Source organism: Labilibaculum manganireducens, from assembly GCF_002843385.1.
GTDB lineage: Bacteria > Bacteroidota > Bacteroidia > Bacteroidales > Marinifilaceae > Labilibaculum > Labilibaculum manganireducens.
The window spans coordinates 125,582-138,994 of sequence record NZ_MVDE01000014.1; the positions used below are offsets into that span (position 1 = coordinate 125,582).

Sequence of the window (13,413 nt, forward strand, 5' to 3'; positions counted from 1 at the left end):
AATTTAGAAACCTTAACAAAAAGTTTATCTGCTGGTTATCAGAATTATAATGCTTTTTTTTAAGTTTGATTAGTTATGCTTATCAGTGTTTAAAATTATTTAAACGAAACTCTCACGCATATAATGTGTTAAAATAAGACTTTGACAGAAAGAAATATTCTGGGGTAATAAATAATATGTTGAAATTTTTCGCCAAATTTGAAACTTATTTATTTTTCTTTCGTCAAAGCAAAAGATTCTTTAACGCAAAGGAATGTATGTTTCTACCTAGGACAATTAGGATGTCGATTTATAGGAAAACCGATTATTATGAAAAGAAATGGAGCAAGTCTACTACTAATATTATTTTTACAATTAACATATTTATCTGCAGAAGCAAGTGATTTCTACTGGATTGGTGGTTCGGGTAATTTCAATGATATAGAGCATTGGAGTGATCAGCCAGGCGGAAAGGTAAACCCTGGTGCCCTCTTGCCGGATAAAGATGATAATGTGTATTTTGATGAATTTTCTTTTCCAGATCCGGGAGCAGAAGTGGTAATTACTAGTGTAGCACGTTGTTTGAATATGTATTGGGGCAATGTACAAAACATGCCTGTTCTGAAAACGGATAATAATATTGCGCATTATTTGGTAATTTACGGAGGAGTGAAATTTAATACCCAGATGATCATTGACCTTGATCGTCCTCTTTATTTTAGAGCGAATACTCTTGGCAATGTTATTGATTTTGGAGGAAATTCATTTAATGGAGATTTCTATTTTGACAACAATGGAGGTTGGAGAATTACCAGTGAAATGAATCTGCTTGATAATACAGTTTATTTTAATCAGGGAACCTTAAGTATTGAAGCAGAATTAACCTGTGGAAGTCTTGTTGCTGAAAACCCGGTATCCAGGGAGCTCTATTTAAATTCTTCAATAATTAATCTTCAAAAAAGCGGAACATCCGTTTTGTCTGTTCAAACAGATAATTTAAATCTGTATCCGGGAAATTCAAAAATAATTGTTAGTTCAGCAAATTCAACAATTGAAACGACTGGAACTAAGCGAGTTGATTTTTACGATGTTCTTTTTCAAGTGAACAATGGAGCGATAGAAAGTAATGTTACTCTTACCTCTTTTAACGATATAACATTTGAATTGGATGGAAGTTTAAAAGGGGAAAACGATATTCAGAATTTGATTTTTACTGCTGGTCACAGTTATTCCATTTACGATGGTACTCAAAATATAAAAACTAAGTTTGAGGCTCTGGGAGAATGTTATGCCTATATTTCTATTACAGGAGATGTTCTTGGTGGAAATATTTCAGCTGAATTGGTTAATCTAAATTATTTAAAGGTTAAAAATATCAACGCAAGTGGAAATGCGGTTCCATTTTTGGCAAATAACTCCTATAACTTAGGAGGGAATAATGCGAGTTGGAATTTTGTTGCACCATCTTCCGCAGATTATACCTGGACAGGTGGAGCAGGTGATGGTATGTGGGGAACACCAGGCAACTGGAATTCGGGTTGTGTGCCATCCAGAAATAATAATGTAATAATACCAGCCACGTTTGTAGTTACTATAAATATTCCTGCAGAATGTAAAGCCCTTTCGATTAATGATAATTCCACTTTGCAGGGAGCTGAAAATATAGAGATTTTTGGATCTCTTGCTGCAGGAAACTGTACATGGAATGTTGCTGGTGAAACACAGTTTAATGGAGATAATACCAATACAATTGCAATCAATAAAAATTTTGTGGGCTCTGTATCTTTTATTGGTGATGGTGATTGGACTCTTACAACAAACATTACTGTTGCAAATAATTTTGAGTTGTATAAAGGAAGTTTGCATCTTAACGGAAACAAATTAACTGTTGGGCAATTTATTTCAAACAGCACCTATAATAGAGTGTTGGATATGATAAATTCAGATATTGATTTAGCTGATGGTGTTTCCAAAGCATGGAATGTTTCCGGCAGTAATTTTTTTCTGTTAAGTAATAATTCTGAGATTCGATTGCTGTCAGATGGTGCGGAACTTTATAATAATTCTTCTGATTTTATTTCTTACGGGAAAGTAACGTTCAATTACCCTGATGGACAGGTGTTTTTAACGAATGAAGGTTCTGCTCAGCCGACTTTTGAGTCTCTTGAGTTTAAAGGGAATGCTAAATTATTAGGCGATCATCAGTTCGATCAATTAATTTTCACCAAGGGTAAATCTTATCTGTTTAATGTTGGTAGTAAGCAGAAAATCACAAAGGCAGATGGTTTGATAGCCCACGGTACATGTTCTGAATACATTTCTTTTAAAGGAGAAAATGGTGTTGCCTATTTTGATTGTGATGTGTCGTCATCGGATCTTTTTCGACTAAGAATTGAGGATGTAAATGTTATTGGAGGAATTGGTTCGTTAACTGCAAATGAATCGATAGGTATTTCTGGATATGATGGATGGGTTTTTCCTGACGATTTAACCGGAGGTACTGTTTATTGGACGGGAAATCTTGATAATGATTGGTTTAAAGCTGGAAACTGGTTGGGAGGATGTTTACCAAACCGAAAAGATGTGGTTATTTTCGAAGATGCAAAAGTCTTAAACAGTTATGAAGTAAATATATCTAAAAAAGGGAGTTCAGCAGAGTGTTTGGATATGATCTGGACGAATGCCAATTTAATGAGTTTCACAGGAGATCAGCCAATATGTATTTTTGGAAGTCTGGATTTTTCGGGCATGGTAAATGCCAATTATTCATATTCAGGTGATTTTTATTTTAAATCAGAGAATCCTTCCAATATTAATACGGGGACAGTAGATTTACTTAGCGATCTCGTTTTTGAAGGAACTAAACAAGATGATGATTCCTGGCTTGCAGGAAGCTGGACTTTGAATAGCGGATTAAAGACATCAGGTACAATTCTTTTAGAGAATGGAGATCTGAACTCTAATAACCAGGATATTGAGGCTGCTGGTTTTATTTCTAATTTTGGTGTAGCTAATACAAGATCATTAACATTAGGATCTTCGACATTTAAATTGGAACAATTTGAAATTTCACCTGACGGATTTACTTTTGATGCTGGTACTTCGGAGATAATATTTACTGCAGGAGGCGATTTAATTGTTTCAAAAGGAGCTGTTCCGGTAACATTCTATAATGTTGCTTTCGATGATGCTGATGGAAATGCCTACATAGATACTTACTCAGACGATATTTCATTTAATAATATTGTGTTGAATGGAAATACTTATTTCAGAAAAAAGAATGTTTCTGAAATAAGTTTTGTTGCCGAAAGTATTCAATTGGCTGTTGGGAAAACCTATGTGTTTGAAAGCAGTCAGACTTTTGTGCTTGGTAATGTAATTGCTAACGGAGCCTGCGAAGGAACTATTGATATAACAGGTTCGCGTGCCGATCCTGCAATTTTTAAAGCGAAGACGGGTGCAACTAATATAACAGTAAATTCAGTTAACATTTTAAATGTAAATGCTGAGCCTGCAGATGCATTTGTTGCAAAAGCATCTATAAACTTGGGTGGTGCTGACGGTTGGAAATTTGAAAATGAACCAGCAGGAACCAATTTGTATTGGGTTGGCGGAACAGGAAATTGGGATGATCCAAATCATTGGTCAACAGTTTCTGGTATTAAATCGGGAGGTTGTGTGCCAACAGCAAAAGACAATGTATTTTTTGATGATGGCTCATTTACAGATACAGAACAAACAGTATATACCGGAGCCAGTGATATTCGTTGCCGAACAATGGATTGGACTGGATCTGAAGCTGCGAGACCGAATTTTGAAATGGGCGCAACTGATATTTCAGGTGTTTATATTTATGGTTCTCTTATTTTTAATTCGGCTGTAGATATTAATCTATCCGCAGTGGTTAATTTTTACTTTAGAGCAACCGAACTGCAGGAGATAAATACATTTGGATATGTATTTCCAAATATTGTTGAGTTTGATGGGAATGGCGGAGAGTGGAAATTGCTCGATGATATGATTATGGAAGGTGATTGTTTCATCCGCTACGGTAAATTAGTAACCGATGGTTTCGATTTAGAATGTAAAAGTATCACCTCTATTGATCCGACTGACAGTGTTAATTCAAGAGGATTAGACATAAGAAATTCACAGGTTAAAATTACTGGAAGAGAAGATGTAATTGGTAGTTCTGTTTATTTTAACCTTGCTGATGCCTATGCTGATCTTGGATTTGAGTTATTGTCGGATAATAGTACAATAACTTTTACAAATAATGCAAAAGTATCAATTATAGGTGCTGCGTCTCATAATATTAACTTTAATAAAATAGTTTTTGAGGATGAGGGCGAATTTTCAGCATACGATGTCTCTGGTTTTGTGCCTTATATTGAATATCTTCAATTTAAAAATAATGGTAAAGTTACTGGTAATGATAAATTTGGAACAGTTGAATTAGGCAGGGGGTTTGAATTCCAGTTTCAGAATGGCAAAACGTATGAAATGGATTACCTTCTTGCTGAAGGAAGTTGTTTTGCTCCAATATCGTTGCATTCTACGAAAGATTCTAAACAAACTACAATACTTGCGGCAAATAATGTGACAGGTAATTTCCTTGAACTGAAAGATATTAATGGTGATGGCTCAAAAGGAGCAACTTATACTGCAACAAATTCATTCGATTTAGGAAATGTTACAGGGTGGATTACTGATGGAGCAATTGCTCCAATCGCTCTGTACTGGGTTGGAAAAGGAACAGACGATAGCTGGGATAATCATGAAAACTGGAGTCGTACTCAGGATGGTAGCGAAGAAGGTTGTGTCCCTACCTTAAACGATGATGTTTTTTTTACTGCGAATTCATTTTTAGGAAGCAAATTAGTCGAGTTAAGCTCCGCAGGAAAATGTCACAGCATGACTTGGTATGACGATGTGGATCCTGATGCAAATTTCAGCGTTGATGCAAATCTGCAAATTGGAGGATTCATGGATTTAACCGAAAACATGTCGATGAGTATGCGTGGTGTTTTCGAGTTTATTGGAGATGGATTGGCAGGTGATAAAATTGTTGATTTTGCGAATAAATCGATGGATGGTGATGTAATCTTCGATGGAGATGCACAGTCATGGGTTTGGAATTCCAGTCTGATCACTTCCGGTGATTTGTATTTGGAGAGTGGTTCTGTTACAACAAAAGGTAATTATTTTACTGTCGGACGATTCAGCTCATTGTCTTTGGGTGATCCTGATGCGGTTCGTAAGTTTGATATGAGCGGTTCTATCGTGACTGTTATTTCCGATCAGCCAACAGGCTGGAACATGAAGATGAATACTACAGGAGGATTGAATTTTATTGCAGTAAATACAAAAATTACATTTGCCAATGGAGGCGGAATTTATTGCGAAACCAATACTGATGTGACGTTTGGTTTTGTTGATTTTATGAATAATGGGATCATAAGAATAAAAGGAGCAGGACAAGGATTTTTTGGTTCTGTGACTTTCTTCGAGCAAGGACAGATTTATGGTGACAATACTTTTACCAATTTGGAATTCACGCTCGGATACGAAAACAATACCATTGAATCAGGAAAAACGATTACCGTTATTTATGATTTAAAAATGGAAGGTGTACGTTGTTCTTATGCTTTCCTAAAAGCAAGTACTCCTGGAGTCAAAGCGTTTATATATAAACCATCAGGATTGTTTGGTAAAATTTACAATGCTTCCTTAACGGATATTGCCGGATCATCAGGTTCCGGCGGAGATCATCCTGTGAATTATCATTTTGATGATGATAATACTACGGGTTTCGTTTTAGTGCCGAGTGTTCCTGGAGGAGATGAGGATCCACCGTCTTTTGAAGGTAGCTTCGACCAGCCTCGTGAAGAGTGGTGTAGTGATGTTGCAGTTTTGGATCATGTAAAGGGTTTTCCTATTAACAGCAGTACAACATTCCAATGGTATTATAGTGCAGATGGAACGGTTGGAACTTATACAGCCCTTTCAGGAGAAACCAATGCTGTAATTGAAGTTACTGTTTCTGGATTCTACAAAGTTGAAGTGATTTATGGTTATAATACTGTAGCGAAAGATGGTTCTTTGTGTAAAATTGAATCTGTTATTGAGGTTCAGTTAGGAACCAAATCGAATGTTTCCCTGGAAATTACAGCCAATAATGTAAAATGTTTTGGGCAGGGAAATGGACGGGTTGTTGCCAAAGTCGCAAATATTCAGTATCCGGAATATAAATTTTTCTGGAAAGATGAGGCTGGAATTGATTTTTCAGCATCAACATCAACCAACAAAACAACTTGGGAAAGTACAGCATTAAACTTAACACCTGGTAAGTATAATATTACTGTAGCTGATGGAAAGAATTGTGAATTTGATACCATCGTAAATATATTTGATGCTTACGAATTGTTAATCGATAATATTGCAACAAAGGATTTGACTTGTTTTACGATTCCAGAAGGAGAGATTTTGGTTGCAGCCTCCGGAGGTACTGGAAACCTATCTTACTTTTTAGATAATGTGGTTCAGGCAAATGAAAATATTACAGGATTGTATTCCGGTGACTACAAAGTTCATGTTTCGGATGAGAACCTATGTCTGACTCCTGAGCAGGATATTACTTTGAATTCAAATCCTGAGATAGTTATGCTTTTGCATCCTGATAATTTGAAATGTTATAATGATAACAAAGGACAATTTAATCCTGTTATAACAGGTGGTGTTCCTAATTACACTTATGCATGGGCAGGTCCAGCTGGATTTACGGCCAGTACTGAAAATATTTCTGGTTTGTCAGGAGGAACTTATGAATTAACTGTTACTGATGCTGTTAATTGTCCTTCGGTTTTGAGTCAGGAATTAATTGAACCACAGGAATTAATTGCGAACGAATTAACAATTAAGGCTGCAAATTGTAATGGGGAAGAATCGGGTGAAATATTTGTTGAAGCAGCTCAAGGAACTCCTGGGTATGTGTATTCTTTAGAAGAAGTTGAAGATTCAACAATTAAATATGAAAATACAACGGGTCTTTTCTCAGATAAAGCACCGAAAGATTATGTACTTCGAATTGTTGATGCAAACTCATGTGTGTTTGAACAAAATGTTACGGTTGCTGAGCCGGGGGAAATAGGATTCTTAATTGAAGATATTGTATTGCCAACATGTAAGAATACTACTGATGGTATTGTTAGAATCACACCTTATGGTGGTAATAGTGGCTACAGGTACAGCTGGTCAGGACCAAGCGATTACCGATCATATTCTCAAAATATTGAAAATGTAGTTGCCGGTGATTATAGTCTGCTGATTACTGATAAGAATAACTGCTCTTCGGAGAACGGAGTCGACTTAAATTTAGGTTTGAGCATCCAGTTGGGCTTAGTTGTAGAACAACACATTAATGTTGCAGGAACCAAAAGTGGTATTCTTTCTATTGAAACTTTAGAAGGTACAATTCCTTATAGTTTTACCGTTACAGGGCCAGGAGGATATTCGTCCGTTAGTCCTGATAATTACGATGACAACAGTTTCTTGATTGAGAATCTGGCGGGAGGCGTTTATACCGTTGTCGCAACAGACGCTTCCGGATGTTCAACAGTGAAAAAATCGATAATAATTGAAGAACCAGGAATGGCCTTCGCTTATATTGAGGAAAGACAAGCTGTTGGTTGTGCGGGAAGTCCTGTGGGAGAATTAAGGGCACATGCCAAAGGAGGTAATGGAACATTTACTTATGCTTGGTCTGGTCCTGCCGGATACAGTGGAACAGGAGAAACAATTTCAGGATTAGCAGCAGGCATTTATACTGTTACAGCAACGTCAGTTGGTCAAACGGCAACCAATACATATGAATTAGTTGCTCCGGATCCTTTGTTAGCCAGTGTGGCAAATGTTGAAAATGTAAGTTGTAACAATGCCGCTGATGGTGAGATTGAATTGGATGTGAATTTTGGATCGGCAAATTATACAATAGCCTGGACAAATGGAGCAGGATTTTTATCGTCAGCAAAACATATTTTAGATCTGGAGCCTGGCACATATGATTATGCCATAACTTCAGAATATGGATGTCCTCCTGTTTTAGGAAGTCAGGCTATCACAGAACCAACTTCACTTGCATTGACTGTAACTCCGATTGATATTTCTGCCGTAGGTTTGCGTGATGGAGAGATTTCGGCAACAGTTACCGGAGGAACCCCTCCTTATATTTTCTTGATTTCAGGACCGAACGGATATTCATACGCTGAATCGTCAAATGTCACTGGAAATATTTCTGTGAATGGTTTGGAAATGGGTGTTTATGATGTTGTTGTATTAGATGCAAATGAGTGTAGGATTGAGGATGCTAAAAAAGTTCATGAACCAGACAAATTACTGCTGTTTGTCACTTCCAATACAGATGTTACCTGTCCGGGAGGAGCTGATGGAGCGGTTACTGTTGATGTTTTAGGAGAAAGTGATCCTAAAAATTTAACTTATTCATGGACAGGAGATAACTATTTTAGAAGTACAGATAAAGATGTTTCCGGTTTAAAAGCTGGTACTTATACTGTAACAGTATACGATTCGGCTGGCGATCCCGGTTATGAAAGTCAGAGTTTGCAGGTTGTGGTTAATGAACCAGACAAGCTTGTTGCTGAATTCTGGAAGAAAGATATTTCCTGCTTTGGAAGGACTGACGGTTACATCAACCTGCATCCTAAAGGAGGAACTCCGGGTTATACTTACTTGTGGGGAGGGCCTGGAGTTAGTCCAACAAATGAGGATCAGCAAGGACTTTCTGAAGGAGCATATTCAGTTCAGGTTACAGATAGTAAGGGATGTAAATCAGAAATAACTCCTATTGAAATTGTAGAACCTAAGCAGATTTTTGTTACAGTTTCAGGTTTTTTAGAACCAAGCTGTTATGGTTTGGAAGATGGCTGGATTAAATTGGATATTTCGGAGGGTACTGAACCCTATTTGGTTAACTGGGATAATTATGGTAGTATCACTAAGGATATCTTTGATATTGAATCCGGGGATTATTCATATGTGGTTGTTGATAATAACGGATGTGAAACTTCGGGATCTAAATTGTTGAACCAGCCGGATACATTGATCGCTGAAATTAATGATTATCAGGATATATTGTGTTATGGAACAAATTCAGGAAGTGCAACCGTTGATATAACAGGAGGAACACCAAACTATACAATCGAATGGTCGGATGGTCAGGAAACAGATATTGCTTCAGATTTAATTGTCGGGACTTACGATGTCAAGGTTGTTGATAAGCATGGTTGCTCAGATATAGCCAGTATGGAGCTTGTTCAGCCTGATGAGTTAGTTTTAGAAGCCGAAGCCAGTCGCCCAACTACAGTTGATGCCAATGATGGTTCCATTCGGATTGATGTTACCGGAGGGATTCTTGATTATACCATTAATTGGTCTGATCAGGATTTGAATCCATATTATGGAACAAGTATTGAGGATTTGGGAAGAGGTACTTATATCGTAAGTGTAATTGATAAAAATAATTGTCAGTTAGACTCAACAATTGTACTGGAATATTTATACGAAAACAGAATAACAATACCAAAAGCATTTACGCCAAATAATGACAGCTATAATGACTATTGGGATATTGATAGAATCGAGTTTGTGCAAAACCTTAAGATTGTGATTTACGATCGATGGGGGAAAGCAGTTTATAAATTTAGTGGAACTGGTAATCAGTATCGCGGTGAGCCATGGACTGGAGCCGATGGAAATACTAATTTACCTATAGGTTCATACTATTATGCTGTAGAACTTGATGATGAAAAGCCGATACTGGGAACTGTAACAATTCTCCGTTAATTGATAATATTAAACCTGACCCTTAGATTCTAATGAGAATAACAATAATTCTAGGAGTGTTACTATTTGCATTCACTCAAGGAAAAGCTCAACAATTGCCACTTTATAGTCAATATGTGGAGAATGGATTTTTACTCAATCCTGCCATGGCAGGAAGCCGGATGTATTCACCTTTGCGCTTAAGTTTACGTCAGCAATGGTCGGGAGTAGAAGGCGCTCCTGAAACACAGGCATTGAGTTTTAATAAAAATATGAGTAATAAATGTACCACTTGTAACGTAAAAGGAAATCCATTATCACGGCGGAATAAGCAAATGGGAGTTGGCTTGGGGGGATATTTTTTTAACGATAAAGCAGGAGAAGTTGCTAGAACAGGAATTGAGTTTTCATATGCCTACCACTTGCAATTATCAAAAAGTAAACTGGGGCAAACAGGAACAAAGCTTTCATTCGGATTGGGAGGTGTTTTTTATCAGTTTAAGTTTGATAAAAGATACATCCCGGTTAATGATCCAAAAGCAGGGCCGGATGAAGTTTCCTATGTGCCGGATGCAAACTTTGGTGTTTATTTGTATAATGATGATTATTTTGTAGGAGCATCAGCAGCTCATTTATTTGAATCTTCTGTTAAAATGGGAGATAACAATATCAATGATAATATCATGATGCGTCATTTTTATGCAACAGCAGGTTACACATTTCATTTAAAAGACCTTGTCGATCTAGAACCTTCGGTTATTGTTCGTAAAACAATGGATTCTGATATTTATTACGATCTGTCAGCAAAGTTGTTCATCAATCATTTTTGGATAGCTGCATCTTACAGAACAAACGATCAGATTGTGGGAATGGTAGGGGTAAATTACAATCAATATTACATTGGGTATTCATACGATTATTACACAAACAATTTAATTGCTGACAGCAGTGACGGAACTCATGAGATTACATTAGGAATCAATTTCGACATTCCAAATAAAATGAAGAGGGAAAGTAGATTGAGAGAAAGAAGAGCTGCTGATCGAAATTTCAGTAAAACAAAAACTTCCCGATACAAGAGAAACAGTAAAAGTTATATCTTCTTCTAGAAAAGATTTCTCGAATGATGTATCTGATCAATATCTCTGTGGGCATTTTTTAAAATAATAAATTGAAATCATTGAGTTCTTATCTGTGTTTTTTGTTTGAGTGCATTTCTTTATACGGTAAGAACGTAAGGATTGCATAATTCTCTTCGAATATGAATAATAGGATTTTATTATTGTTTATACTGTTTGTAAGTATAAGCCCACTTACCTGTTTTGGAAGTAACGCAAACATATATATTGATAAGGATCTGAAATCAAAAGAATGTTTAAGTAATCTACCAAGTACTCCGGAATCATTTCAACTGTTTAGCCATGGCAGGGCAGGTGAATTGCTGATTGATGGAGAATGGTTTACTGCACCTCAAATAGCCACATGGTTAAAAAAAAGCAAACTTCTAAAAGGAATCACACACCTAAATATCTATGCCTGCGAATTTGGCAAGGGTTTAAAAGGCCAAAATGCCGTAGCATACCTCGAAAAATCACTAAACATTACGCTTGCAGCTTCCGATGATATTACCGGGACAAATGGCGACTGGGACTTGGAAGTAGGAACACGCAAAGATGTTCTGGAATTCCCCACCTATTCATACTCCCTGCAAAACGAATTCATAACTACATGGGAAGTTAGTGCGGGAGATTTAGATATAAGTATTCCAACCAAATGGTGGGAATTTACCTATAATTATAATGTTGATTGGGGAGATGGAATTGTTGATTCAGGATACACAAAAAATGCATCCCATACTTATGTGTCAGCAGGAACTTATACCTTAAAAATTTCAGGAGCATTCCCTCAAATCTATTTATTTTTCAGTGGTGAAGAAAAAAAGATCAAGACTATTGAGCAGTGGGGAGATGTTGTTTGGGAATCGATGGATCATTCTTTTTTTGACTGTTCAAATCTTACGATAAAAGATGGTATTGAACCCCCGAATCTGAGTTTAGTTAAAGATATGTCATGGATGTTTGGTGATGCAACTAGTTTGGATGCAGATGTTAGTGAGTGGGATGTAAGCTCTGTTACGAACATGAGTTATATGTTTTTAGGAACAACTTTATTTACAGGTAAGGGAATTGATAAATGGGATGTAGGCAATGTAAATAATATGTATAAAATGTTTGGTAGTGCAAAGAAATTCGATGCAGATGTTAGTGCATGGGATGTAAGTACTGTTACAAATATGAGTTACATGTTTGTAGGAGCAACTTCCTTTACTGGTAAGGGAATTGATAAATGGGATGTCGGTAATGTGAATAAGATGTATGAAATGTTTGGTAGTGCAAAGAAATTCGATGCAGATTTAAGTGGCTGGAATCCCATTTCGGTTACCGACATGGGATATATGTTTTTTTTCGCTGAATCATTTCAGGGATTAGGGCTCAATAATTGGAATGTCAGTACGGTTTCTAATATGAAATATATGTTCTATGCGGCGCATTCTTTTATTGGAGACATCAGCAATTGGAATGTCTCGAATGTAACTCAAATGGACAATATGTTTAAATATGTGACTTTGTCTCCTACTATTTATACTTCCCTATTAAATTCCTGGGCTACATTACTAGTGAATAATAATGTGAGATTTAGTGGGGGATACAGCAAATATTGTGACGATTCCGGCAGGAACGTTTTATTGAGCAAAGGCTGGACAATTACAGATGGAGGTAAAATAGCCTCCGTAACAGTTGATTTAGGCGCAGATTTGGATAATTGCCCGGGAACTTCAGTCAGCTTAGATGCAGGAAACCACTCAGGAGTCACTTATTTGTGGAATACGGGAGAAACCAGCCAAATAATATCTGTAGATACTTTAGGTGCTTTTAGTGTAGAGGTAAGCTCTGCATTTGGTTGCGTCTCAAGAGATACAATACTGGTGAATGATGATGTTCCCCCTGTATTGCCAATATTGGCAGATATAACCAGAGAATGTGCAGTTACAGCCGTTTCGCCAACAACAAGCGATAATTGTTCCGGTATCATCACAGGCACAACCACTGACCCTTTAGGCTATACAACTCAGGGAATTCACGTTATTAACTGGACCTTTGACGATGGCAACGGGAACAGCATCAACGTTCCTCAAAATGTAATTGTTGATGATGTAACTAAGCCAGTAACACCAACACTATCTGATATAACAGGTGAATGCACAGCAACAGCAGTTCCTCCAACAACAAGCGATAATTGTTCGGGAACAATCACAGGCACAACAACCGATCCTTTAAGCTATACTACTCAGGGAACTCATGTTATTAACTGGACCTTTGACGATGGCAACGGGAACAGCATCAACGTTCCTCAAAATGTAATTGTTGATGATGTAACTAAGCCAGTAACACCAACACTATCTGATGTAACAGGTGAATGCACAGCAACAGCAGTTCCTCCAACAACAAGCGATAATTGTTCGGGAACAATCACAGGCACAACAACCGATCCTTTAAGCTATACTACTCAGGGAACTCATGTTATTAACTGGAC

At 37.0% G+C, this 13,413-nt stretch carries 3 protein-coding genes; all 3 read left to right on the plus strand.

The window, feature by feature from the left end; genetic code table 11:
* The first annotated feature begins 309 nt into the window (after positions 1-309).
* Positions 310-9,840, plus strand: a complete 9,531-nt coding sequence (locus tag BZG01_RS10990; protein WP_101309884.1) for a T9SS type B sorting domain-containing protein — start codon at positions 310-312, stop codon at positions 9,838-9,840.
* Positions 9,841-9,872: 32 nt separating this feature from the next.
* Positions 9,873-10,928, plus strand: a complete 1,056-nt coding sequence (locus BZG01_RS10995) for a PorP/SprF family type IX secretion system membrane protein (protein ID WP_101309885.1) — start codon at positions 9,873-9,875, stop codon at positions 10,926-10,928.
* Positions 10,929-11,080: 152 nt separating this feature from the next.
* Positions 11,081-13,413 (plus strand): BspA family leucine-rich repeat surface protein (locus BZG01_RS11000; RefSeq protein ID WP_143470885.1); only part of this gene is annotated, 2,333 nt, incomplete at its 3' end.

Excerpts from the sequence above, each read along its gene's own strand:
- BZG01_RS10990 (WP_101309884.1), top strand. The coding sequence starts at position 310 with ATGAAAAGAAATGGAGCAAGTCTACTACTAATATTATTTTTACAATTA.
- BZG01_RS10995 (WP_101309885.1), top strand. The coding sequence starts at position 9,873 with ATGAGAATAACAATAATTCTAGGAGTGTTACTATTTGCATTCACTCAA.